General features: G+C 50.3%; 26 protein-coding genes, 2 tRNA genes and 1 riboswitch. Of the genes, 22 read left to right on the top strand and 6 right to left on the bottom strand.

The features are described from left to right. Positions 1-43: 43 nt before the first annotated feature. The gene (locus CFI03_RS14875; protein ID WP_248757803.1) at positions 44-409 is read left to right on the top strand and encodes a hypothetical protein; all 366 of its coding nucleotides are present in this window, start codon (positions 44-46) and stop codon (positions 407-409) included. 17 nt (positions 410-426) lie between these two features. Then, a complete protein-coding gene (locus CFI03_RS14870; RefSeq protein WP_248757802.1) occupies positions 427-1,797 on the top strand; it encodes an FAD-binding protein in 1,371 nt (456 codons plus the stop codon). Positions 1,798-1,824: 27 nt separating this feature from the next. On the opposite strand, the gene CFI03_RS14865 is transcribed toward CFI03_RS14870, so the two are convergent. Further along, positions 1,825-2,571 (bottom strand): hypothetical protein, encoded by a 747-nt coding sequence (locus CFI03_RS14865; protein ID WP_248757801.1) that lies wholly within the window; start codon positions 2,569-2,571, stop codon positions 1,825-1,827. A gap of 162 nt (positions 2,572-2,733) precedes the next feature. Between CFI03_RS14865 and CFI03_RS14860 the strand changes: the two genes are divergently transcribed. The 5 genes from CFI03_RS14860 to CFI03_RS14840 all read left to right on the top strand — a co-directional run bounded on the left by CFI03_RS14860 (position 2,734) and on the right by CFI03_RS14840 (position 6,698). Next, on the top strand, positions 2,734-3,456 hold the full coding sequence (locus CFI03_RS14860; RefSeq protein WP_248757800.1) for a MerR family transcriptional regulator: 723 nt from the start codon (positions 2,734-2,736) through the stop codon (positions 3,454-3,456). A gap of 65 nt (positions 3,457-3,521) precedes the next feature. Next, complete coding sequence (locus CFI03_RS14855; RefSeq protein WP_248757799.1) at positions 3,522-4,229, top strand: class I SAM-dependent methyltransferase; 708 nt, start codon at positions 3,522-3,524, stop codon at positions 4,227-4,229. A 15-nt stretch (positions 4,230-4,244) separates the two neighbouring features. Continuing rightward, the gene (locus tag CFI03_RS14850) at positions 4,245-4,727 is read left to right on the top strand and encodes an NUDIX hydrolase (RefSeq protein ID WP_248757798.1); all 483 of its coding nucleotides are present in this window, start codon (positions 4,245-4,247) and stop codon (positions 4,725-4,727) included. Between the two features lie 4 nt (positions 4,728-4,731). Continuing rightward, a complete protein-coding gene (locus CFI03_RS14845) occupies positions 4,732-5,157 on the top strand; it encodes an HIT family protein (protein WP_248757797.1) in 426 nt (141 codons plus the stop codon). A gap of 188 nt (positions 5,158-5,345) precedes the next feature. Beyond that, positions 5,346-6,698 (top strand): aspartate aminotransferase family protein, encoded by a 1,353-nt coding sequence (locus CFI03_RS14840; RefSeq protein WP_248757796.1) that lies wholly within the window; start codon positions 5,346-5,348, stop codon positions 6,696-6,698. 53 nt (positions 6,699-6,751) lie between these two features. On the opposite strand, the gene CFI03_RS14835 is transcribed toward CFI03_RS14840, so the two are convergent. From CFI03_RS14835 to CFI03_RS14825, 3 genes are all read right to left on the bottom strand, one after another. Continuing rightward, positions 6,752-6,828, bottom strand: a tRNA-Pro gene (locus tag CFI03_RS14835). Between the two features lie 8 nt (positions 6,829-6,836). Continuing rightward, positions 6,837-6,912 (bottom strand) — tRNA-Thr (locus tag CFI03_RS14830). 78 nt (positions 6,913-6,990) lie between these two features. Beyond that, positions 6,991-7,203, bottom strand: a complete 213-nt coding sequence (locus CFI03_RS14825) for a YrzA family protein (RefSeq protein WP_201001518.1) — start codon at positions 7,201-7,203, stop codon at positions 6,991-6,993. A 170-nt stretch (positions 7,204-7,373) separates the two neighbouring features. Continuing rightward, positions 7,374-7,461: riboswitch (cyclic di-GMP riboswitch) on the top strand. 92 nt (positions 7,462-7,553) lie between these two features. Here CFI03_RS14825 and CFI03_RS14820 point away from each other — a divergent pair. Beyond that, positions 7,554-9,332 (top strand): methyl-accepting chemotaxis protein, encoded by a 1,779-nt coding sequence (locus tag CFI03_RS14820; RefSeq protein ID WP_248757795.1) that lies wholly within the window; start codon positions 7,554-7,556, stop codon positions 9,330-9,332. A 65-nt stretch (positions 9,333-9,397) separates the two neighbouring features. Here the strand turns inward: CFI03_RS14820 and CFI03_RS14815 are convergent, their stop codons facing one another. Beyond that, entirely contained in the window at positions 9,398-9,922 is a 525-nt protein-coding gene (locus CFI03_RS14815; protein WP_248757794.1) for a DUF6886 family protein, read from the bottom strand. A gap of 173 nt (positions 9,923-10,095) precedes the next feature. Between CFI03_RS14815 and CFI03_RS14810 the strand changes: the two genes are divergently transcribed. The 11 genes from CFI03_RS14810 (at position 10,096) to thiI (ending at position 19,693) form a co-directional block, all read left to right on the top strand. After that, positions 10,096-11,049 carry an ABC transporter ATP-binding protein gene (locus tag CFI03_RS14810; protein ID WP_248757793.1) on the top strand — a complete coding sequence of 318 codons (954 nt, stop codon included), beginning with the start codon at positions 10,096-10,098 and terminating at the stop codon, positions 11,047-11,049. Beyond that, a complete protein-coding gene (locus CFI03_RS14805) occupies positions 11,042-11,800 on the top strand; it encodes a DUF2705 family protein (protein WP_248757792.1) in 759 nt (252 codons plus the stop codon). Before CFI03_RS14810 ends, CFI03_RS14805 begins: the two co-directional genes overlap by 8 nt. Positions 11,801-11,844: 44 nt before the next feature. Continuing rightward, positions 11,845-12,240 carry a GntR family transcriptional regulator gene (locus CFI03_RS14800; protein WP_248757791.1) on the top strand — a complete coding sequence of 132 codons (396 nt, stop codon included), beginning with the start codon at positions 11,845-11,847 and terminating at the stop codon, positions 12,238-12,240. A gap of 5 nt (positions 12,241-12,245) precedes the next feature. After that, positions 12,246-12,944 (top strand): ABC transporter ATP-binding protein, encoded by a 699-nt coding sequence (locus CFI03_RS14795; protein ID WP_127498561.1) that lies wholly within the window; start codon positions 12,246-12,248, stop codon positions 12,942-12,944. Continuing rightward, positions 12,941-13,699 (top strand): hypothetical protein, encoded by a 759-nt coding sequence (locus CFI03_RS14790; RefSeq protein WP_248757790.1) that lies wholly within the window; start codon positions 12,941-12,943, stop codon positions 13,697-13,699. The genes CFI03_RS14795 and CFI03_RS14790 overlap by 4 nt, the downstream gene beginning before the upstream one ends. Before the next feature lie 179 nt (positions 13,700-13,878). After that, positions 13,879-14,787 carry a UbiA family prenyltransferase gene (locus tag CFI03_RS14785; RefSeq protein WP_481857686.1) on the top strand — a complete coding sequence of 303 codons (909 nt, stop codon included), beginning with the start codon at positions 13,879-13,881 and terminating at the stop codon, positions 14,785-14,787. A 45-nt stretch (positions 14,788-14,832) separates the two neighbouring features. Beyond that, entirely contained in the window at positions 14,833-15,561 is a 729-nt protein-coding gene (locus CFI03_RS14780; protein ID WP_127498556.1) for a DUF6081 family protein, read from the top strand. Between the two features lie 204 nt (positions 15,562-15,765). Continuing rightward, positions 15,766-16,365: a nitroreductase family protein gene (locus CFI03_RS14775; RefSeq protein ID WP_481857685.1), complete on the top strand. Its 600-nt coding sequence runs from the start codon at positions 15,766-15,768 to the stop codon at positions 16,363-16,365. A gap of 145 nt (positions 16,366-16,510) precedes the next feature. Next, positions 16,511-17,197 carry a lytic transglycosylase domain-containing protein gene (locus tag CFI03_RS14770; protein ID WP_248757787.1) on the top strand — a complete coding sequence of 229 codons (687 nt, stop codon included), beginning with the start codon at positions 16,511-16,513 and terminating at the stop codon, positions 17,195-17,197. Positions 17,198-17,313: 116 nt separating this feature from the next. Further along, the gene (locus CFI03_RS14765; RefSeq protein ID WP_248757786.1) at positions 17,314-18,471 is read left to right on the top strand and encodes a cysteine desulfurase family protein; all 1,158 of its coding nucleotides are present in this window, start codon (positions 17,314-17,316) and stop codon (positions 18,469-18,471) included. 1 nt (position 18,472) lies between these two features. Beyond that, on the top strand, positions 18,473-19,693 hold the full coding sequence (thiI, locus tag CFI03_RS14760) for a tRNA uracil 4-sulfurtransferase ThiI (RefSeq protein ID WP_248757785.1): 1,221 nt from the start codon (positions 18,473-18,475) through the stop codon (positions 19,691-19,693). A 25-nt stretch (positions 19,694-19,718) separates the two neighbouring features. On the opposite strand, the gene CFI03_RS14755 is transcribed toward thiI, so the two are convergent. After that, positions 19,719-20,420 carry a TerC family protein gene (locus tag CFI03_RS14755; protein WP_248757784.1) on the bottom strand — a complete coding sequence of 234 codons (702 nt, stop codon included), beginning with the start codon at positions 20,418-20,420 and terminating at the stop codon, positions 19,719-19,721. Between the two features lie 159 nt (positions 20,421-20,579). Between CFI03_RS14755 and CFI03_RS14750 the strand changes: the two genes are divergently transcribed. The 3 genes from CFI03_RS14750 (at position 20,580) to typA (ending at position 23,787) form a co-directional block, all read left to right on the top strand. Further along, on the top strand, positions 20,580-21,245 hold the full coding sequence (locus CFI03_RS14750; protein ID WP_127498545.1) for a TerC family protein: 666 nt from the start codon (positions 20,580-20,582) through the stop codon (positions 21,243-21,245). Between the two features lie 159 nt (positions 21,246-21,404). Next, positions 21,405-21,890, top strand: a complete 486-nt coding sequence (locus CFI03_RS14745; protein WP_127498543.1) for a hypothetical protein — start codon at positions 21,405-21,407, stop codon at positions 21,888-21,890. A gap of 58 nt (positions 21,891-21,948) precedes the next feature. Continuing rightward, complete coding sequence (gene typA / locus CFI03_RS14740; RefSeq protein ID WP_127498541.1) at positions 21,949-23,787, top strand: translational GTPase TypA; 1,839 nt, start codon at positions 21,949-21,951, stop codon at positions 23,785-23,787. Positions 23,788-23,812 lie beyond the last annotated feature (25 nt).

The following is a 23,812-nucleotide window of genomic DNA, read 5'->3' as shown; positions in this document are numbered from 1 at the left end:
TTTGATATCATATTGACGAGTTTTATGGGGGGAGTCGATTGGATTGATCCGTATTTCTTCGTTAATAGAGAAGGGGTTCGAATATCATGCATTGCCTCAGGGCCTGCAGATGCTGGACAATACTTTGGTTATGCAGCTGGAAGGCTTGGAAGAGACCATTAGCGCAAGGCTTAGCTACAGCTTTCAGAGCCGTGAATGGACGATTGATCAAGTGACAGAGACGGAAACGCCAACAGAGTGGACTGCGGCAAGGCTAACCGAAGAGATAAAGCGGATTTTTGAATATCGGCCGGAGCTCCTTGAAGCGGGTAAGCTGCTAATTGCGCGTATCGATGAAATAAATCAGATGGACGATGACGAATTCGAAGCGGTGTTAGAGCGCGGCGAAATGAAGGAGTTCATGCTGTAAAGAGGTAACCGGTCTCTATGGGGCCGGTTATTTTATTTTTTTCCGGAGCAGGAAAAGGAGAACGGGCGGTTAATGACTATAAGATAGGCTTTATCATCTTGAATGACTGGAGAGTGCAGGTTGTGGCAAAAGAGAAAAATTGGGCGGGCAATTACACGTATAATGCCTTGGAATATCTCTATCCCGAGAATGTGGAACAAGTGCAGGAGATTGTTGTGCGAAACGGCAAGCTGAGAGTGCTGGGTTCGAGACATTCCTTTAACGGAATCGCGGATTCGCATGCAAGCCTGGTGTCGCTTCAGAAGATGAATCGCGTACTTGAATTGGATAAGGTAAATAACCGCGTAAAAGTAGAAGGCGGCATTCGTTACGGGGACCTGGGCGAATATTTGCATCAGGAAGGTTACGCGCTCCATAATCTGGCTTCTCTGCCTCATATTACGATAGCGGGCGCTATCGCAACGGCAACTCATGGCTCCGGTGACCGGAACGGTAACCTGGCAACGGCTGTTTATGCCCTTGAAATCGTAAAAGCGGACGGAACAATCGCCGTATTTACCCGGGATGACGAGGACGGGAAGTTTCATGGAGCCGTTGTTGGCTTAGGAGCTTTAGGCGTTGTAACAGCTATTACGCTAGACATTCAGCCATCTTTTGAGATTAGTCAATATGTCTATGATCTTCTTCCGCTGGCACAGGTTGAGAATAACTTTGATGCCATTTACTCCAGTGCCTATAGCGTTAGTCTATTTACGGATTGGAAGGGCTCTTCTATTAATCAAGTGTGGCAAAAGAGACTGGTCCAAGAGGGCGCGGCAGGGGAAGTGCAAGCGGAATTTTACGGGGCCAGCCTCGCGGAAGCGAAGCGCCATCCGGTACCGGAGCAAACGGCCGAAAACTGCAGCGAGCAGTTTGGCGTGCCTGGTCCATGGCATGAACGACTGCCGCATTTCCGCATGGATTTCACGCCAAGCGCCGGCGAAGAGCTGCAAACGGAATATTTTGTGGCCCGTGAGCATGCCTATGAAGCGATTTGCGCAATCAGCGAGCTTGGCGAGCAGATCTCCCCGCTGCTGTTTATATCCGAGATTCGTACCATTGCTGCCGATCGGTTATGGTTAAGTCCAAGTTATAAGCAGGACACCGTGGGCTTCCATTTTACCTGGAAACCGGACTGGGAAGCCGTCAAGCAGGTGCTGCCGCTTATCGAAGCCAAGCTGGAGAAGTTTAACGCAAGACCGCATTGGGGCAAAGTGTTCACGATGCCGGCGGAGCGAATCCAATCGCTGTTTGAGAAGCTGCCGGAATTCCGTGAATTGATGCTGGAATGCGACCCGGATGGAAAATTCCGGAATGATTTCATAAATGAATACGTTATGGCGAAGTAATTTGTTTTGGGATAGGGATAGCCGTGGCTATCCCTTTTTTGCTTCCGCCATCACAGGACAATAAAAACACTTACTCCCGCCCTCGCGCTTATCGTACATACAGCAAGCTGAACGAATCATCGTTTTTTGACCAGGCAAATAAGGGTTGTCCCTGTATCTTGGCGTATGTTGAAAAGGGTTCTTTCTATGGTTGAAGACGGAGCCGGGCAAGCTGCTTAGAGTCATGAAGTCATCCCTAAATCTTTGCAATACCTCTCCTTCGAACATCGAGTCCGCATATTCCATTGTAAAAGCTCCTGTCGAGCCATACTGGTTCCAGATCAAATCCGTTCTAACGCCTGCAGCGGCGGCAGTTGCTTCAATAATCGGATTTATCTCTTCCTGAAAGTATTTCTTCCATTCCTCAATGATTGCTTCCTCACGTCCAACCTGAGGCAACTCCGCCCATCTCACCTCTCCGAGCTTAAACACAAACTGTACACGGCCATCCGGGGTTTTCTCATATTGGACATTTAAATGATGGAGAGATAAATCCAGCACACGGTTATATTGCGAAAGAACCATATGCTTGACGGCTATCAGTCCATAGATGCCCATTCCAAGAAAAGATGCGGCTAGCTCAGGGCCGGTTGCCTTTTCCTCTGTGCCGTATCTCGTCAATAAGTCCGCCATCTGATTCCTATCAAGCAATTCTGTTGCTGCCGTAGAATAGAGCGGGGCTTCCGACCCGGCGGTTGAAATACGGAAAAACGTTTCAGCGATTGTAAGATCCATTGCATCTCCTCCTGCTATATTGCGATTAACAATTGAATTGTATAACATGGATGCAATAGTTAAGGTTGTGTTGAGAAACCCCTTAGAATCAATGGAGTGCAAGATGCAATACATTGAAGTGCAGCTTTAAGGTTTTAGTTGAATCTTGATGAGGTGAGGAACATGCCGTTTAAGCCTTCGGAAATAGCTAACAGGCTCGGTATCAGCACAAATGCCCTTCGTCATTATGAAGAGTGGGGGATTATTCCTCCTGTTGAACGGGCGTCTAATGGATATCGGATATATACAGAAGAGCATGTCGTTTATTTTGAATGTATCCGGGCAATGCGTATTGGCTTTGGCATGGAAACAACCGTTAAAGTGACGAAGCTGCTTCTCGAGCGGGAATGGGATAAAGCAATGTGGACGGTGAATGAGAGTCAGGCGGAATTGAATCGAAAGAAGAAAATGGCGGAGCAAACGGTACAAGTTCTGGAGACAGCGGGGCTGAATAATCTTGAAATCCGGCCCTCCAAAAAGAACTGGACCATCGGCGAAGTATCCAGCGAAACCTCCATTCCAGCTTCTGCGATCCGTCACTGGGAAAAGGCTGGGCTAATTCAGCTAACCCGAGATGAAGGAAGCGGATATCGCATTTTTCATTCCGCAGAGGTCCGCAAGATTAGGATTATTGGTACATTGCGGGCTGCGAATTTACCGCTTGAAGTCATCCGCCAAGTCATTCAGGAGCTTGACCATGACCATACGGAGCATGCACTCCGTATAGCACGGGAATCCCTCGAATACTTGAATACAACCATTCGCGAACAGCTGCGAGGGATCTATTATTTGTACCGTTTGCTGGATGACAAAGCCAGAAATGAGCGTGGCGTAATTGAGAAATGAGTTGCTTTTTATGGGAAATATAGGGAGAATGAAGAAATTAAGAGAAAGAGAGAGGCGAATCTACTTTGGAATCGAGATTTCTCCAAGCAAGAACCGAAGAAATGAAGTACCATGAGAAGTTTTATGCGGAGCATGAGTTGTTTGCTCCCGGAACTTGGATCTCTAAACCTGTAAAAGCCATTATGGACACCTTCGTCTTGCTGGATCCGAATCAGATGCGAGTATTGGATCTTGGCAGCGGTGTTGGGCGAAATGCGATTCCCATTGCGCAAGCGATCAAAGCGAGCAACGGCAAGGTAACGGCCGTTGATCTCCTTCCTTCTGCTATCGAGATATTACGGGAAAACGCGGAAAAATACGAGGTTCAAAATCATCTTGAAGCCGTAATTGCAGATATTGAGCATTACCGGATTCCGGCGCAATCCTATGACTATATCATTGCTTGCTCTTCGCTAGAACATGTTTCCTCGGTAGATGCTTTTCGAACCGTCATTGACCGAATGATAGAAGGAACAAGATCCCGCGGCATTCATGCAATCTTAATGAGTACGCAGACCGAAGAGCTCGATCATAGTACCGGCATAGTGGCGGAAGGATTAATAGAATTAAACCTGTCGACAGACGATGCTTTTCATCTCTTGAGAAAATGTTATAACGGTTGGGAGATTGTGTTGGAGCGGGTGATTCCCCAGGCCGTTCAAGAAATCAAATACGGGAAGTCCATCGAATACCGGGGAAATTGGCTTACTTTTATCGTTCGTCGCACAAGCTGAGGGGAGGAAAAACGTATGGCGATGCCGACTCATATTGTGGCTGTTGGCGGTATAGTGGAGAATGAGCGCGGAGATGTCCTGCTTGTGAAAACCCAGCATGACGGATGGGTGTTTCCCGGCGGTCAGGTGGAAGTCGGGGAGAATCTGACCGATGCTCTTAGGCGTGAAATAGAGGAAGAAAGCGGGATCACATGCGTGGTCTTGCAAATGATCGGCGTATACTCGAATACTTGCATGTACAAATGGCATGATGGGGTAACCGATGTGCCGACCAAGCTGATGCTGGATTTTATATGCCGCCCGGCAGGAGGTTCTTTGCGAACTTCCGAAGAAACCTCGGAGGTACGCTGGGTACGGAAGGAGGAGGTGCTTGACTTGATCCATTCCCCGGCGATTCGGACCAGGTATCAGGTTTATTTGGATTTTAACGGCACGGTCACTTATATGGATTACGTTACGAAACCCGACTTCGTCATTAATCTGGAAAGGAACGTCTAGCCTTATGGATTGTCTAGGCTGCCGCATTGCAAACGGATTGGAACCGGATCTACATATCGTTTACGAAAATGAGTATGCGACCTGCGTGCTGGACATTGCGCCGTTTAACGAAGGGCATCTCTTAATTTTGCCTAAGCAGCATTATCTTGATGTAGATGAACTTGATTGGGAGACGGCTCAAGCCATTATGGCGGCTTCTCAGAAGCTGTCCGTAGCCTTGAAGGAAGTCTTTCGTCCGGACGGGATTAGCATCTGCCAGAATGGCGGTATCTTCAACGATCTGACGCATTATCATATGCACCTGATTCCTAGATACAAGGGAGACGGCTTCTCCTGGAGCGAGCCGCAAACTCCCCATGGCGCGGAATTGCGACTGCGTGAGACCAGAGCTTGTATCATTTCGGGGCTTAAGGATACGCCGCAGCGTTAAGGTCGGCCAAAATCTGCGGCATCCTAGCCGGAGCAGCCCGGGTCTGCTCCGGTTTTATGTAACGTTCAGGTTGAAAAAGCCCCTGTACTTCGTGACATTCTGTCTAATGTAAACGGTAATATTCACCCCTATACTAGACATAAATGTAAGTGAATGAACCGCAGGATTTGGGAGAGGAGTGTATAGAGATGTCAACGAACCAGGATGATTCGGATCTGATTGCCAAGGACCGTAAATATGTATGGCATGCCATGACGCCGTATAACGAGCAGGCACCTCCGATGGTCGTTAAGGAAGGACAAGGCTCGTGGATTACGGATAGCCGGGGTAACCGGTATTTGGACGGGATGTCCGGTCTCTGGTGCGTGAATGTGGGGTACGGCCGGGAGGAGCTGGCGCGCGCGGCTTATGAACAGCTTAAAGCCATGTCCTACTATCCTCTGACGCAAAGCCACGAACCGGCGATCCGCTTGGCGGAAAAGCTGAATGAATGGCTGGAGGATGATTATGTCATCTTTTATTCGAATAGCGGGTCGGACGCGAATGAAGTAGCCTTCAAGATAGCAAGGCAATATCATGAGCAATCCGGTGCCCCAAGCCGGTACAAGTTTATTTCCCGATACCGGGCATACCATGGCAATTCGATGGGAGCTCTAGCCGCAACCGGGCAAGCCCAGCGCAAATATAAGTATGAACCGCTTGCCGGAGGCTTCCTTCATGTCCGTCCGCCGGACAGCTACCGGCGTCCGGAAGGGATAACGGTCGAGCAGTTTAATTTGCAATGCGCCCAGGCGATTGAAGAGACGATTATATGGGAAGGGCAGGAGACGATCGCGGCAGTCATTATGGAACCTGCGATTACCGGCGGGGGAGTCCTTGTGCCTGAGCCTATTTATCTCGAAAAGGTTCGGGATATCTGCACAAAGTATGGCGTGCTGCTTATTATCGACGAAGTGATTTGCGGCTTTGGCCGTTCGGGCCGCAAGTTTGGCCATATGAATTACGGCATCAAGCCGGATATCGTTACGATGGCGAAAGGATTAACGAGCGGGTATCTGCCATTGTCGGCGACGGCGGTACGCAAAGACATTTACGAATCCTTCAAAGGGAAAGACATGTACAGCCATTTCCGTCATCTGAATACGTTTGGCGGCGCGCCGGCCGCTTGCGCCCTTGCGCTGGCGAATCTCGAGATTCTGGAGCGGGAACAGCTGGTTGAACGGTCGGCAACGCTTGGCGAACGGCTTTTCGAGGGATTATCTCAGTTGAAAGAGCATCCGATAGTCGGAGATATTCGCAGCTTTGGCTTTCTGATCGGCATTGAATTGGTCAGCGATAAACAGACGAAGGATCCTTATCCGCTGTCTGGCGTGGTCCGGATCATAGGGGAGTGTAAAGCGAAAGGGCTTATTATAGGCAAAAACGGCGATACCGTCGCAGGCTACAATAATGTGCTTACGATCAGTCCGCCGTTGTCTTCTACGGATGAGGATGTGGCATTTATCATTCAGGCGTTAAAGGATGTATTCGAACGTATATAATAGAAGAAAAACAAAAAAAGCCTGATACCTATCAAGCTTCCGTGTTTGCTCTATGGTCGGGACGACACGATTTGAACATGCGACCCCCTGGTCCCAAACCAGGTGCTCTACCAAGCTGAGCTACGTCCCGGAAAAGAATGGTGCCGGCGATAGGAGTCGAACCCACGACCTACTGATTACAAGTCAGTTGCTCTACCAACTGAGCTACACCGGCATATTGTTTGTGTCGGGCACAAAACGTATTATGCCACAGCTTGTACGGATTATGCAAGACTTTTTTTGAGAGGATTTTCTAGAGCTTTTTAGCCTTGAAATGAACAACGGCGCTGTATAGCATTTTACCCGTATTGGCGTTAAATGCAGCTTGATGCTGAACATGATGAACCTGCAGAAGAAGCGCTTTATTGTTCTCGATCTGCTGCTCGATCTTCAGCTCCAGCGTGCGCAGATCGCTAGCTTCAAAAAATTCTACTTTATCGTCAATCAGATCCAACCGGAATTCCATCGTCTATTACTCCCGTCTCTGTCTTTATTTGAATTCTATTATAACTTCTTCGAAGAGCGATTCAAAGAGAGATGAGGCTAAAGTCGCAGTGTTGGGAATTGAGCCATTTTTTGTTTACAAATAGGTATATATATCCTAAACTAGTCCTTGTGTCGAAAATAGCGTAATTAAACTGAAAAAGGCAAACTTGCCGAAAGGCAAGGACGCAAAGTTATGGGCCTAATGCTGCATAGAAGCGATGGCTGCCAGACCGCCGGACGCAGGACATAGTGCCTTAAACAGCTATCCGCCCGTCCATGGCCGGATAGCTTATTTTCTTTTTTCAGTGACAGCGAGGAGAGACGACGAGGATGAAGGAATGGGTTAAGAAGGCATTGCAATGGCTAGGTGCAAGAAAACAGCTTGTGGAGGGCAGAAGAAAGATCGGTGTGCGGCTGCTGCTGCTGACCAGTATCATCACTTTGTTTAACGTAGGGGCAGGCGCGTTTATCTATACGCAAAATCTGTCGGTATCCCATGCCGTCAAAAATGCGAATACATTGACTAGCGCGCAGCGCGAATACGAAGGGATCTCTAATTCGCTGCTTCAAACGCTTCTGATGATGATCAACTCGATCGAGAACAACAATAACAGCCAGAATGCGGAGGTTGTCGATCCGAAGGAACGTTTGGCCGATATGCCTGGACAAATCGAGCATTTGAAGACAACATTCGAGAAGCTGGACAAGATGTTCCCTGCGGCAGAGGAGCAGCAGACCTACATTGGTCAGGCGAACATCTACGAGATTGCCTACAATGACTTGAAGAGCTCGAATGTTACCCAGTTTGAAAATGTGACGGCGGAGATGAAATCGGCGCTAGTGCTTAGGCTCGTCAATATTTATCTGAATGAGCTGGAGTTCGCCAATCAGAACGTCAACGCCCGGATTACCGTAGATGCGGCGCATACGGATGAGGTTCTCTCGAAAAGCGTGGATACGGCGAATATGATCATCCTGATTAACGTACTTATTCTGGCCGTCATTCCGTTCCTGTTCACGATTGGTTTGATCAGAAGCATCCGATCTGGTCTTCAAGGCATTATGGGACGTATTCAAGCCTATCAGCATAATGATTTTACATATAACCTAACGCTTGACCGCAAAGACGAGTTTGGCGATATCGACCGTTCGCTGGCGTCCATGGGCGATAATCTGAAAGCAACCATCAAAGCCACGTTAGGCGTAAGCCAGACCGTTCTCCAGATGTCGAACCAGATGGGCGATATGATCGCCCGCAACCGTACGGCATCCGAGCAGGTGAAAGGGCAGATCGATCTGGGAACAACCGTTTTGCTTTCCCAATATGACGATGCGACTTCGATCTCGGCGGTAACGGAGCAGATCTCTGCAAGCTCGCAGGAAATTGCGGCGTCGAGCGATTATATCAACAAAGACATGCAGCAGATGCGAGACGACTCCCATACCGGCTCGGTGGATATGGAAGGCGTTGTCCAGATGGTTAACCAGACGGTTGAGCAATTCAATCAGGTAACGGAAGCTTTTAACCGCATTACCGAACGCTACAGCAACGTATCGAAGTTTCTGGAAAGTATCCAGGATGTCAACACGCAGACGAATCTGCTGTCGCTGAATGCATCGATTGAGTCCGCGCGGGCAGGGGAGCATGGACGGGGCTTCGCGGTTGTAGCCGAGGAGATCCGCAAGCTGTCGGGTCAGACCGACCAGATCTCCAAAAACATTTCGAAAGAAATGTACCTGATCCAAGAGGATGTAGCGGCAAGCAGCAAGAGCATGGGCGCCTTCGCCGAGGTGATCTTCTCCACCAAGCAGGCCTCCACAGCGGCAAGCGACGTGTTCAAAGGGCTGGAGAAGCAGAGCCATACGTTGTCCGAGCAAGTCAGCGAGATTTCGACGGCCATCAATGAAATTACAACCGGTATCACGCATATCGTGACCGCGGTGGACAAGCTTTTGCTTACCTCCTCCGAGGTAAATGGCAAGATGGAACAGATGGGGCATCTGTCCGTCGAGCAGAATAGCATTTCCGACAATCTGCAAGGGATGGCGCAAAATTTGCAGCAATCCTCGTATGAGCTCAAAGAAAAAGCGGCAATCTTTAAAGTTTAATTCCAATCTTATAGGCAACAGACAAAGGCTGTTCTCCTTCCGGGGAGGACAGCCTTTGTCGTTTTTCAAGGTCTTGTATCGGCTTGCGCATTCTGAAACCGGTGAATGCCATAGTCACGGAGGGAGGATTGTTGAATAGCTTCTCTAAGCGGATGAAGATTCGGGGTGAAGCGGAGCTCAATGCCAAGCTCTACCAAGAGACCAAGCAGATCGGGAAGCGGCTTTACCGCAAGGGGAGCTAAGGTTTCCTTGGATATGTAGTAACCGGCGTATTCGTCGAATAGCTCGAAGGATTCCGGAGACAGCTCGTATCGGTACAAGGTTGTTTGCCTTATCCGTTCATGCCAACCGGTCTCAACAGTAATAACAATGTTTGCGGCTGTCGTGCCGAAAAATCTTTGTTCCTCTTCGGGGGTTAATCCTTCCGATCTCGTGTAGACGATCCGGGGACAATCCCTCGGGAAGAAAAACGTGAATTGATGCTCCTCGTCAATCGCCCAGACAACGGGCGGCATATCGGTCCGGTTGGCTTTTACCCTGGGAACAAAGACGTCAATAACGCTTTCCTCGCTGAAATGAAACAGCCTCATCCTCGTAACCTCCAATCAAAGCGGTTGTTAGTGCTTATCTATTCTAGGACAGTCTCTTTAGGCAAACAACTATTTTTCGTAAAAAATTGGATATTTTCGTTTTAACCTCTTTACATCACTAATGATCTAGTGTACTATTCAACTATAACACTAATACAAAAGGGAGAGGCGCTATGACAACGGCAAAAATTACGAATCCGTCGATCGTGCTTCAATTGGACGGTTTAACGAAGAAGATCGGCAGCAAAGCGATTGTAGACGGATTATCCTTTGATATCGCAAAGGGAGAGGTTGTTGGATTGCTTGGTCCAAACGGCGCAGGCAAAACAACAACGATGCGGATGATTGTGGGCTTAATCGGAATGTCGGAAGGGGATGTGCGGATTTGCGGGCAAAGCGTCCGGACGAACTTCGAGAAGGCGATTAGGCATGTCGGAGGAATTATCGAGAACCCCGAGTTCTACCCGTATATGACGGGCTACGACAACTTGAAGCAATACCAGAGGATGACGGAGGGGGTAACCAACGATCGGATTGAGGAAGTTACGAAGCTGGTCGGCATGCAGGAGGCGCTCGGCAAAAAGGTAAAAGCCTATTCGCTTGGCATGCGCCAGCGACTTGGCATCGCGCAAGCGCTGCTCCATGAGCCTAAGCTGCTCATTCTCGATGAGCCGACAAACGGTCTCGATCCCGCGGGAATCAAGGAGATGCGCGAATATTTGAAGCGGATAGCGGAGTCCGAAGGCATTGCGATTCTGGTCTCCAGCCATTTGCTCAGCGAGATTGAGCTCATGTGCAGCCGCGTTATCGTCATTCAGGAGGGCAAGTTTGTAACGGCCCGTCACCTCGGAGAAACGGAATCGCCGAAGCAGAAGGTGCTCACCATCTCCATGCAGGTAGGAAACGCGGGGCAAGCGCAAGAAGTACTCGGCCAGCTCGAAGGGGTTGAAGTAACGCAAGCCGACTCCTTCACGAGCCGGATTACCATCAAGCTGCTGCATGACCAAATTCCCGGTATTGTCGCGAAGCTTGCGGCCGAAGGCGTTGCGATCTACCGGATTGAAGAAGTACGCGCAACCTTGGAAGAAGAGTTTATGAAGCTGACGGGAGGTAACCGCATTGCGTAATTTTTCGGGATTGTTAATTAACGAGTGGCTTAAGCTCAGCAAAAAGAAATCGTTCTTCGTGGCCTATGCCATTCTCGCTGTCGTTTTCGCGATTTTAGCGTTTGCTTTCTATAAATTGTCGCCGGACGGCCTGAATTCAACGGTTGATTTCGCAACCGGCACGATTATGCTGCAAGCCGCAGGCCAGCTTGTTCCGGTTCTTGCCGTTCTTGCCGCGGCAGGCAGCGTAACGCAGGAATACCGCTACGGTACCATTAAGTTTCTCCTGATCCGGGCGCAAAGCCGTCACAAAATTTTAGCATCCAAATATATCGTCTCCGTGCTTTACGCGCTGACGTTAGTCGTAACCGCAGCCGTGTTTGCCGTTGTTGCCGGTTATATCGTATACGGCGGCGGATCGGGAGAATCGGCATGGACGGATTTTCTTGGCAATATAGCGAGCCTGGCCGTTTACTCCATCGTGTTCGTCACGCTGACGTTTATGATTGGCATTCTGACAAAATCAAACGGTGCGGCAATCGGCATCGGTATTTTCTCCATGATGGTCGGCAGTCTTCTGGTTATGCTGCTGTCCCGTTATTCGATTACGAAGTATTTGCTGTTCGCCAATACGGACCTGTCGGTCTACCGCAGCGACGCAGTGCCGGTTGAGGGGATGACGCTAGCCTTTTCCATTGTTATACTGCTTGTATATATGGCGCTGTTCCTATCCGTCAGCTTCGCCGTTTTCAAGAAGCGCGACATCGCTTAAGCGAGGCGTTTGGGGCCGACAGATGGAAAGGAGAATCTTGACCCGTGACAATTGTATTTGACAACAATATGCCGATTTATATTCAGATTATGAACTATGTGAAGAAGCAGATTATTACCGGCAGATTAAATCCCGGGGATAAAATCGAATCGGTGCGGGATATGGCCCTTGAGCTGCAGATTAACCCCAATACGATTCAACGTACGTTTCAGGAGCTGGAGCGGGAAGGTATTGTAGAGACAAGACGAGGACTTGGCCGATTTGTGACAAGTGAGGAGTCGACGATTATGCAAATCAAGAAAGAGATGGCGGGCGAGCTGCTCGAACGCTTTGTGCAGGGGATGAAGGAGCTTGGCTTCGAGAAGGACGACATCGTGGCCATCGTGAAGGATGCCGTAAAAGACGGCAAAGCGGTAAGCCGTACTGACAGGAGTGAATAAGAGACGTGGAATCGATCTTGGAGCTATCGGGAGTAACCAAAACGTATGGAGCCAAGCGAGCGCTGGACAATGTTTCTTTCAAAATCCAGCCCGGAAGGATTATAGGCTTGCTCGGCAGCAACGGCAGCGGCAAAAGCACCCTGATGAAAATCGCCGCGGGCCTCATGCCGCCATCCTCCGGCCAATTGCTCGTCTGCGGGGAACCAAGCGGTCAGCGGACCAAAGCTTTGACTTCTTTTATGCCGGATAAGCCGCTGACGGAGTCTTGGATGCGGGTGAAGGACGCGATAAGCTTTTACAAAGATTTCTATCCGGATTTTGACGCCGCAAAGGCCGATGAGATGCTGCAGTTCATGAAATTGCAGCCTGCGGACAGGATCAGCACGCTGTCCAAGGGGATGAACGAACGGCTGCAGCTGACCTTGGCTTTGTCCCGCAACGCCAAGCTGTATTTGCTGGATGAGCCGATTGGCGGCGTGGATCCGGTTGCCCGCGAGAAAATATTGGATGCGATCGTTAAATATTATAACGAAGACAGCTGCTTGATCATATCCACCCATCTGGTACGGGACATTGAACGGATATTCGACGAGGTCATCTTGATCAAGAACGGAAGCATTGTCCTTCAGGAGGAAGTGGAGACGATCCGGTTCTCGCAAGGCAAAAGCGTGGATGAGCTGTTTAAAGAGGTGTTCGCGGAATGATGAATTTGCTTAAGCTGGTTAAATACGATTGGAAACGGAACGCGGGCTTTTTGCTTATCGTTGGAGCCTTGTTCGTATTAACCGGAGGCGCGGTTACCGTGTACGGCGAGGTTAAGAACCTGGATACGGACCTGATTTACGTGTTGACCTTTCTTGTCTATCTCGCCATAACGATTTCGCTTTGCGTAACGGTATGCAGGACTTACGAGCGCAACCTCAGGTATTTTAACCGCCGGCTTCTCCCGTTGCCTGCCTTATATACGGTGCTGTCTCCGCTCTTGCTCGGAATCGCGGGCCTGGTTGTTATTGGGGTTGTAGGCGTAATCCATCTCATCGTGCTTGGCAGTGTCGTGGATTCGGTGCATTTGCGGGTATTCGATATTTTGGCAGACAGAGGCTTCTGGGCGATGCTGATCTCCTGTATCTTGTTCGTGCTCATTGTTTTCTCAAGCATTACGGTGGCGAAGGTGTTCAGAGGGAAAAAGGGATCCTGGATAGGCGCAGCGCTCTTTGTTGGGCTGCAGCTCGCCATTCAATGGGTGGAAACGAAGCTGTTCCCCAGCATGAATGTCTCCACGGATCAGTTCTTTAAATCCGTTAACGTGAAAATAACCGATTCCCCTGATCAGGTCGTTCATGTGCAGGCCAGTGTCCCGAATTTTTGGGGACCGCTGCTTTATGAAGCTGCCGTCATCGTTCTGCTCGTCTATATGATGACCTACCTGATTAACCGGAAGATTCAGGCTAGAGGATAGGATTCGCAATAGGGCTTTCCAGGGTGCTAAGCGCCCAGGGAAGCTCTTTTTTTGTCAGAAATTGATGCTTTCGCCCTATTCTTTCAGTTGACGGTCCCTTGCTCAAAGTGTTTCAATTACATTTGATGAGGTTGATCGGATGATGAAGAAGGGAGAGACTTGCAGCTTTGAAAAACATCATGAAGCAGTTTATGAAGGCCTCGCGGATACGCGTCCTTCCGGTTATGCTTATTCCCGTTGCGCTTGGCGCATTGGGTGCTTTTGTGTGGGACGGCAACTTTAATTTTTGGCTGCTCCTGCTCACGCTTGTCGGCTCGGGCGCGGCGCATTTGTTCTCGAATATGATCAATGATTTGTGGGACTACTACAACGGAACGGATGAAGCTGCCAAACAGGCCGAAGGAGTTATCTCGACAAACTCCGGTTATTTGACGAACGGAACGTGGTCGATCCGCGTGTTTGCCGCCGTAACCTGGTCGCTGTTCGGCATTGCGGCGATTTCCGGCATAATTTTGTCGGTGATCAGCGGATGGCCGGTTATCGTATTCGGCGGACTTGGAGGATTGATTGCTTACTTCTATGTGGCGCCGCCCATTCGTTTCGGCTATCGCGGCAAAGGCTATAGCGAAATCGCAATCCTGCTGTCGTTCGGTATTTTGCCCGTTGCCGGCGCGTACTATGTGCAGTCCTCGCAGCTCGATTACCGAGCGTTATTGCTGTCGCTTCCGATCGGATTGCTTACCACCCTTATTTTATTTAATCACCATTTCCTGCACTGGCAGGCGGACAAGCAGGCCGGCAAAAAGACGCTGGTTGTCGTTTGGGGAGAACAAAGAGCGCTGCTCTTCTCCAGATGGCTGCTTGCGCTTGCTTACGTCACGCTGGTTATTTGCGTGCTTGCGGGCGCGCTCCCTTGGTACGCGCTGCTTGGATTAGTAACGGCGATACCGCTGTATGCCGTGTACGGCAAGCTGAAGGAGCATAATCCTTCCCACGCTTACTTGCCGCTGATGGGCAATTCGGTTAAGGCGACTAACCGTTGCGGCGTTATTTTGATTGCTGCATTAATCATTCAAGGCCTCTTGTAAGAAAAGACGGTCATCATTTCATAAGGAAAGCCGAGGGAACAGAAGATGAGCAAACAATGGGTGCTTGGGGATTTCGATACAATCCTTGACGAAGGAAAAGTATGGACGATTGGCGGCTTCCCGCTGCCGGACGGCACGTTCTGGCAATACCGCGAGCCGGATGCGGTTGTTATCGTACGCAACGGTATTCTGTACGTACGCGCTCCGCTTAGCCGCAAGCATGACAAGATTCAGATTCTCGATAATGCCAAGCATATGTATTATTCGGCGAAGCCGGTGGAAGTGCCGGAGAAGGGCGAGATCAGCTTCGAGCTTCAGATCCGTGCCCGTTCGCAGAACACGGCGCCCGGCGATCTGTACGACGGTTACGCTTCGTTAAACCTGCTTGACTTCACAACGGGCGGCGCGCTGGATTTCTTTGCCGGAAACGACAAATACGCAAGCGTATACGCGGTTCTGCCATTTCCGGGCGTTTCGGTACCGGAGACGGACAAGACAAGATATTTCTGCGTATTCAAGGAATCAACCGAATTTCAGGCTCGCGAGTTCAATACGTACAAAATTACGTACAACCGCGAAAATGACGAGATTGTTTTTTACGTAAACGGTACGGAAGTACGCAGGGAGCGTAACGTGCCGGTGAAATTCAACCAGTTCACGGTAGCGCTTGGCATTATGACGGAAAAAGATCTGTCGCCGGAAGGCAGCGTATCCGTTCATGGCCAGACCGTTATCGGAGAGTATTCGCCAATTACGATTACGGTGACCGAATAAGAGCTCAGACGAGGCCGTTCCTTTTGGAGCGGCCTTTTTGCGCTGTTCGATGGCCAATCTTGACACTTGTATTAGAGAGCGGATTAGACAAAATAAATGTTGAAGTGCTTGACATTGACTTCGGAGTAATGTATTGTTACTAACATAAAGAAAGTTACTTATAAATAACCTAGGAGGCAGACAAAAATGTCAAATACTTCTACTATTTCGAAATCCCTTATTGAGGCTATCAAAGCAAGACGCACTTATTATGCTATCAGCAATCAATCGCCAATTTCGGATGACCAAATCATCAGCCTTGTGCAAGATGCGGTAAAATATTCGCCGTCCGCATTCAACTCCCAAAGCGCGCGCACAGTTGTATTGCTTGGCGAAAACCACGCTAAACTGTGGAACATCGTAAAAGAAACGCTCCGCAAAATTGTACCTGCCGACCAATTCGCTTCTACGGAACAACGCGTTGACAGCTTCAAGGCAGGTTATGGCTCGGTCCTGTTCTTCGAGGACACGACTGTCGTTGAAGGCCTTCAAAACCAGTTACCAAGCTATGCCGACAACTTCCCTAAATGGTCGCAGCACTCTTCCGCAATCGTTCAATACGTTGTATGGACTTTGCTTGAGGAGCAAGGCCTTGGCGCTTCCCTCCAGCATTACAACCCGCTGATCGACGAAGAAGTGAAGCAAACTTGGGACATTCCTGCCAGCTGGCAGCTGATTGCTCAAATGCCGTTTGGTACTCCAACTGCAGCGCCGGGCGAGAAGCAATTCCAGCCAATCGACGAGCGCGTGAAAGTTTTCAAATAATATAGCTATAGGTAAGAGCAGCTCCGATGCGTTGGAGCTGCTTTTTCTATGCATGGGAGCCGCAGTACTAGCCGTTATAAGTAAAAACATGTACAATAAAAACCGATACATCATTTATACCCTTTTTATTCGACTGGAGGACCCCATGAGTATCGACTCTCGTACGTTGAAGCAGCTGCTCCAGCTGCAGCTTTCACCAACTCTGGATTTCCAAACGGCGGCTAATCCGCTTGACGCGAATAGCGGCGACGGCAGCGCGTCCATGTTTGACTTTTTGCTGTCTCAATATATGAACGGCGATTTCGCCGATACGGCTAGTATTGAGCCAAGTATGCTGACTTCGGATTCGCTTGCCAAGTTGGCCAGCGTGCCTAGTTTGTACAGTGCCGCATTAAGCGGAGCGACTGACCAGTCAGGCAGCTCCTCTCCAACCGACTATGATGCTCTGATTACAGAGGCTGCGGCCAAATACGGCATTGATCCCGAGCTGATCAGAGGGGTTATTCGTACGGAGTCCGGATTCAATTCCGACGCGGTATCCTCCGTTGGGGCGAAAGGACTTATGCAGCTGATGGATTCGACTGCCCGCGGTCTTGGGGTAACGGATTCCCTCGATCCGCAGCAGAACATTGATGGCGGTTCGAAATATTTATCCTATCTGCTTGGCAAATACAACGGTAATGAACAAGTAGCCCTAGCCGCTTATAATGCGGGTCCCGGCCGGATCGACCGGCTTGGCATCTCGACGGACAGCGAACTGCTCGCTAATCTGGACAAGCTTCCTGAGGAAACGCAGCGGTACATAGGCAAGGTGCTTGGAGCCCGCTATTAGTCCGATTGATATTATTTGTTATCTTGGTTTGGAGATACAACTTGCCTCTAAACGCGGCCGTTCCTCTGGAACGGCCCCGGTAGAGGTTTTCTCTTTTTAGGAAAGGTGTTGAATATATGCTGTATTTCGATCATTGCGCATCCACCCCGCCTTACGCGGAGGTCGCGGATACGTTCGCGGAAGTGATGAAAGCCCATTACGCCAATCCTTCCTCCATTCACCGTGCGGGAGTTGAAGCCGACAAGCTGATTGCCCGTTCCCGTTCCGTGCTTGCGGAGCAGTTCGGCGTAAAGCCGGAGGAGTGGCTGTTCACTTCGGGCGGAACGGAAAGCAATAACCTCGCGGTAAAAGGCGCGGCCAGACAATTCCGCAGCCGGGGCAATCATCTCATTACGACCCAGATTGAGCATTCTTCCGTCAATGATGCCTTCCGCCAGCTTGAACAAGAAGGCTTCCGGGTAACCTATTTGCCTGTCAGCTCGACGGGGCATGTGGATCTCAAACAACTAAAGGCGTCTATAACGGATGAGACGATATTGATCAGCATCATGCATGTCAATAATGAAGTAGGATCCATACAGCCGATTGAGAAGATCGGCCGGCTGCTGTCCGAATATCCGCGTATCCTGTTCCATGTGGATGCGGTGCAGAGCATCGGTAAACTCCCCGTTAAACTTAAGGAGTGGAGAATCGATTTGCTTAGCGGTTCGGCGCATAAGCTTCGCGGCCCCAAAGGCGTTGGTTATCTCTATGTGCGGGAAGGGCTTCAGTTGCAGCCGCTGCAATCCGGAGGCTCGCAGGAACGCGGCATGCGGGCTGGCACGCAAAATGTGCCGGGCATTGTCGCTTCCGCTAAGGCGCTGCGGATGAGCATGCAGGCCGAAGAGAAGAACCGCAGCCGGATGTATGCGCTGCGCGAGCGGCTGCTCCGGCAGGTTGCGGATATTCCGCAGCTTGTGCTGAACGGCAGCGAGGACGCTGCGGTTATGGCGCCGCATATCGTGCATTTTTCCTATCCGGGCATGAAGCCGGAAGTTATCGTCCACATGATGGAGGAGCAAGGTGCCATCATCTCGACGAAATCGGCCTGCTCCTCGAAGGATAACAAGCCAAGCAAGGTGCTTCTGGCGATGGGAGCAGCACCCGAGCGTGCGGCGGGAGGAATCCGCATCAGCTTTGGAGACGAGCATACGGAGCAGGACATCGACAAGCTGGTTGGCATGCTGAGCAAGACCGTTGCGCAGCTGAAGCCGCTTGAAAGGAGCAAATCTTAACGTGATTTACGATAAAGTAATCGTCCGTTATGGCGACCTCGTCATGAAGGGACGCAACCGCAATCAATTCGAGAAGCGGATGCAGCAGCAGATCAAGCGGGCTCTGAAGAGCTTCGCCGCATTGACTTACGCCAAGTCTTTCGGCAGGATGACGATTTCCCTGAACGGAGAGTCGTTTGAACCGATTGCGGAGCGTCTGAAGGATGTATTCGGCATTATTTCGTTCAGTCCGGTGATCCAGTCGGAGAACGAGCTGGAGAATATCCAAGCTGCAGCCTTGCAAGTGATGAAAGGGCTGGAGAAAGAGCCGGCAACCTTCAAGGTAAACGCGAAGCGCGCCTGGAAGCCGTTTGCGCATTCTTCGCAGGAAATGAACCACTTGGTTGGTTCCCATGTGCTGCGAGCTTTCGCCGATCTGAAAGTAGACGTGAGGAAGCCGGAAGTGGAGCTGCGCGTTGATACTTACGAGGAAGGCACCTTCGTCTACAACACGGTTATTCCAGGGGCAGGTGGTTTCCCGTTCGGCTCGAACGGCAAAGCGATGCTGCTGCTGTCGGGCGGCATTGACAGCCCCGTAGCAGGCTGGATGGCCATGCGCAAGGGGCTTGAGCTGGAGGCGGTGCATTTCCACAGCTACCCGTTCACCAGCGACAAGGCGAAGGAGAAGGTCATTGATCTCGCGAGAAGACTGTCCTACTATGCGGGAGCGCCGCTGAAGCTCCACCTGGTGCCTTTTACCGACATTCAGACGAGGCTCGTACAAGCCAAGCAGGACAGCATGATGATTACGCTGATGCGCCGCGCCATGCTCCGCATTACCGAGCAGCTGGCTGTCAGAAGCGGTGCCGGCGGCATCGTAACGGGAGAGAGCCTTGGCCAGGTGGCCAGCCAGACATTGTCCAGCATGAACGTAATCGGACGGGCAACGGTACTGCCATTGCTGAAGCCGCTTATCATGATGGACAAGCAGGAAATTATTAACGAAGCGGTGCGGATCGGAACTTTCGAAACCTCCATCCTTCCTTACGAGGACTGCTGTACGTTGTTCCTGCCGAAATCGCCAACCACGAATCCGAACCTGAACGTTGTGGAGCGGGCGGAATCTTATATTTCGGAGCTGGAGCAAATGCTGCTTGAGGCTGTGGAGCGTACGGAGGTCATAGAGCTGACACCGGAAGCGCAGCCCGAGGAGGAACCGGCTGGGGAAGACCGCTGGTTCTAAAATAATAAAAAAGCAGAGAACCCGTTTAGACGGTTTCTCTGCTTTTTTCTTGTACAGCATGTTTTCTGCGGTTGTTCGTCAACAATCCCGCAGCGATAATCAGCGCAATGATGAGAATGACAAAGGACCAATAAAAAGCGGGGTTGTCCTTGAAGAAATCCTCGAACGCTTTTTCATGGGTAATCATCTTGGCTGCTGTATAACCGAGTACACCGGAACCCAGATAAATAATCCATGTAAATTTGTTGATCAGCTTAATGAAGAGCGTGGAGCCCCAGACGATAACCGGTACGCTGATCAGGAGACCCAAAATGACAAGCAGCGTGTTGCCGTGCGAGGCGCCTGCGACTGCGATGACGTTATCGATTCCCATTGCCGCATCGGCGATAATGATGGTCTGAATCGACTGCCAAAGCGTATTGCCGGCTTTGATATCGCCGTGCTTATCGTCTTCCTGTACAAGCAGCTTATATGCAATCCATAAAAGCAGGAGACCGCCTGCCAGATGGAGCCAAGGCAAACCGAGCAGCCGCACCACGGCGACGGTAGCGATGATCCGGATGCCGATTGCGCCTACCGTACCCCACAGGACGGCTTTCTTCTGCTGATGCTGCGGCAAGTTGCGGGCGGCCATACCGATAACAATGGCGTTGTCGCCTGCCAGAATGAGATCGATAAAGACAATATTGAGCAGTGCCAGCCAAAAATCTACTGTAAATACATCCATTATTCGTGACCCTCCCTTCCGACAAAAATCCCAATTGTCTCGAAAGACTTCATTTACTACGCACGAAGGACGGGGGAGGATTCAAAAATTTTTTTGGACATCCCTTCATAAAACTTGTCCGTTTCTCATACAGGTGGTAAGAGAGGGGGCGAACGCAAAATGGATAGTGTGCTGACTTTTCTTCAAATTGTCCTGATTAACCTGTTATTAAGCGGAGATAATGCCGTCGTTATTGCAATGGCCAGCCAACAGCTGCCTCCAAAGGAGCGCAAAAGGGCGGTATGGTGGGGGGCGCTTGCTGCCGTCGGGCTGCGATGCCTGCTGACGCTGGCTGCCATTTCTTTGCTTCAGATTCCTTATTTGCAGGCTATTGGATCGCTGTTGTTGCTGTATATCGCGGCAAAGCTCCTCGCGGATGCCGGACAGGAGGGCGAGGGCGATCTGCATATGCCCCGCAAAAAATCCAAATCGTTGTCCCAGGCGGTACGCACAATCGTCATGGCGGATTTTATTATGAGTCTTGATAATGTCCTGGCGATAGCGGCGGTAGCGGACGGGGATACGGTGCTTATTCTGCTTGGGATCGCGCTTAGCATTCCGATGATCATTTGGGGGAGCCAGATTCTGGGCACTCTATTGCACAAATTTCCTCCGCTTGTGTATATTGGCGCCGGGCTTCTTGGTTATGCCGCGGGAGGAATGCTTGTCCATGATCCGGGAATGGATGCCTTATTGTTTAACGGATCACGAACGGCTGCCGAGGCTATACCGCTGCTTTGCATCCCGTTTGTCGTCATTATCGGTTTATTGAAGCGGAGAACTTAAACCCCATTTTCACAAACCGTTCACAGGTGAACGGTATTTTTTTGTAATGTTCCTTCTGTTCCCGCTGGTATTTTCATCGCAGTTCCTTTAAACTATGATAGATAAAAACTGGCGTCGTACGTCTGTATGGGGGTAGACGTTGTAAGGAGCGGAACGCAAATGCCTAATAACAAATATTCCGCTGGAATTATTGTGTTACTAGCTGGGGTCGTTATTTTACTGGGCAAACTTGGTGTATTCAGCTTTTTGGGGGCTATTTTTTGGCCGCTGCTCGTCCTCATTCCGGGAATTCTTCTGCATGTATTTTATTTCGGCAGGCTTCTTCCCGCGGCAGCGCTTGTACCAGGTGGAATACTAACCGTGTCTGCGCTGCTGTTTATGGTTTGCAACATTTCTGGATGGGATGCACTGAAATATTTGTGGCCGCTGTTCCTGCTTGGCGCAGCCATCGGTCTTTACGAATATTATTTATTTGGCTCGTCCCGCCCGCGATTTGCGCTTACGGCGTCTGTAGCGCTTGCCGTTGCTTCAGCAGTTTTTCTGTTGCTCGTCTTGTTATGGAGCTGGGGAATTTATCTTGTTGCGCTTGTCCTGATGATTGCCGGCGGCTGGATGGTAATCACAAACCGCTCGCGCCGCTGGTAAGTGTCCGGTAAGTTGTGTAAGGAAAGAAAATTAGACAAAATGGAGTGGATTATTAGTTATGCAAGCAAGAGAAAACATCCGGAATATTGCGATTATCGCCCACGTAGACCACGGCAAAACAACTTTGGTCGATAAGCTGCTGCAGCAATCAGGTACATTCAGAGAACATGAAGCTGTACAGGAGCGCGCAATGGATTCCAACGACTTGGAACGCGAACGCGGTATTACCATCCTGGCGAAAAATACGGCGATTACTTATAAAGACTACCTGATCAATATCGTCGATACACCTGGACACGCGGACTTTGGCGGTGAAGTAGAACGGATCATGAAGATGGTTGACGGCGTATTGCTCGTTGTCGACGCGTTTGAAGGCTGCATGCCGCAAACAAAATTCGTATTGCGCAAAGCACTCGAGAGCAACCTTACGCCGATTGTTGTCGTTAATAAAATTGACCGTCCGAATGCCCGCCCTACGGAAGTTATTGATGAAGTGCTCGACCTGTTCATCGAGCTTGGCGCGAATGACGATCAACTGGAGTTCCCGGTTGTGTATGCTTCCGCATTGATGGGTACTTCCAGCCTTGATCCCGAGAAGCAAGATGACAACATGCAAGCTTTGTACGACACGATCGTAAGCCACATTCCTCATCCAACCGAAACGGTTGATGAGCCGCTTCAATATCTTGTAACCCTGCTTGACTACAATGAGTACCTGGGTCGTATCGCGGTTGGCCGCGTGAACCGCGGTATCGTTCGTCAAGGACAATCCGTTGCGGTAATTAACCGTGAGGGTGCCGTGAAGCAAGCCCGCATCGAGAAGCTGTTTGGCTTCCAGGGTCTGAAGCGTATCGAGATCGAAGAAGCTGGCGCAGGCGACATCGTTGCGATCGCGGGTATTAAAGACATTAATATCGGCGAGACCATTGCCGATCCTTCGAAACCGGAAGCTTTGCCGGTTCTGAAAATCGACGAGCCTACGCTGCAAATGACGTTCCTTGTCAACAACTCTCCGTTCGCGGGCCGCGAAGGCAAATGGGTTACTTCCCGTAAGCTTCGCGAGCGTCTGTTCAAGGAGCTTGAGACTGACGTTGCGCTGCGCGTTGAAGAAACGGAAAGCCCTGACGCCTTTATCGTGTCTGGCCGTGGCGAGCTTCACCTCGGCATTCTGATCGAGAATATGCGCCGTGAAGGATTCGAGCTTCAAGTATCGAAACCGGAAGTAATCATTAAGGAAGTTGACGGCGTGAAGTCCGAGCCTTACGAACGTCTTCTGATTGACGTTCCGGAAGACAGCATGGGCGCCGTTATGGAAAGCCTTGGAACGCGCAAAGCCGAAATGGTGAACATGATCAACAACGGCAACGGCCAAGTTCGTCTGGAGTTCATCATTCCCGCACGCGGCTTGATCGGCTACCGTACTTCGTTCCTCACTTTGACGCGCGGCTACGGCATTATGAACCATGCATTCGACAGCTACGGTCCACTTGCAGCCGGAGTTGGCGGCCGTCACCAAGGCGTACTCGTATCGAGCGAGACGGGAACATCGACCTTCTACGGCATGCTGGGCGTGGAAGACCGCGGTATTCAATTCGTTGAGCCAGGCACCGAAATTTACGAAGGCATGATCGTTGGCGAGCATACCCGCGATAACGATATCATCGTAAACATCTGTAAAGAGAAGGCACTTACTAACGTGCGTTCCGCCGGCAAAGATGATACCGTTAAGCTCAAAACGCCTCGTCTGTTCTCCCTTGAGCAAGCGCTCGAGTATCTGAACGATGACGAATATTGCGAAATTACGCCGAAGTCGATTCGTCTGCGTAAAAAAATCTTGAATAAGAGCGAGCGCGAGCGTGCCGAGAAGCACCGCAAAATGGCGCAAGCAAACGCATAATCACCTGGCAGGCATAAGGGGGTCA

Origin of the sequence: Paenibacillus sp. ATY16 (assembly GCF_003399985.2) — a bacterium.
Lineage (GTDB): Bacteria > Bacillota > Bacilli > Paenibacillales > Paenibacillaceae > Pristimantibacillus > Pristimantibacillus glycanilyticus.
Note: the sequence above shows the minus strand (reverse complement) of the source record. Positions and strands in the feature narration are given on the sequence as shown.